Here is a 532-nt window from a genome sequence, read left to right as displayed (position 1 = left end):
ATTTTGGAATCTCAACAAGTCCAGAATCATTTGTGACTGAACCAAGCATACCATATTCACCGGCATCATCCGCATAGATGTTGGAGATTAGGAATGTCGCTTTGTCCTTTGGAAGCTTGTCATCAACTTCAACCCATATCGATGTAATTCCATTTCCTTCGTCTTTTGTGTAGTATTTCGGTAGATCAAGTGAAAGATTTTGTGTATATTGGTAAATTCCTTTTAAATAACCAATAGACAACATAACAATTGACTTCACAAGTCCTGTTGTGTTTCCACCAAGAATTTCAAAGGAAATGTTTTTCTTGTCAGTTCTGGCAATACATATTCAACGGTTTGTGTTGAAACCTTGAAGTTCATTTGAAAAGTCTATGTCCTTGTGGAAGTTGTCGTCATAGTTTCCTTTAAGTTGGAATAGTTGAAGAGCTTCGTCCACAAACAGCAGGTCTTTAAGGTTGTAACCAAGAGACTGAAGGTTTTTCTCAATGTCAACTCCAACTGCAATTCCGTCCCACATTTCAGTTTTCTGTAG

Annotated in this window: 2 protein-coding genes; both read right to left on the bottom strand. The window is 37.4% G+C overall.

Annotated elements, in window-relative coordinates:
• Positions 1 to 259 (bottom strand): hypothetical protein (locus tag RM190_RS23380; protein ID WP_311761884.1); only part of this gene is annotated, 259 nt, incomplete at its 3' end.
• 69 nt (positions 260 to 328) lie between these two features.
• Positions 329 to 532 (bottom strand): hypothetical protein (locus RM190_RS23375; protein ID WP_311761883.1); only part of this gene is annotated, 204 nt, incomplete at its 5' end.

It is taken from the genome of Paracoccus broussonetiae (assembly GCF_031854425.1).
GTDB classification, from domain to species: domain Bacteria; phylum Pseudomonadota; class Alphaproteobacteria; order Rhodobacterales; family Rhodobacteraceae; genus Paracoccus; species Paracoccus broussonetiae.
The sequence above is the reverse complement of the archived record's forward strand: the minus strand, read 5'-3'. Positions and strand labels throughout refer to the sequence as shown.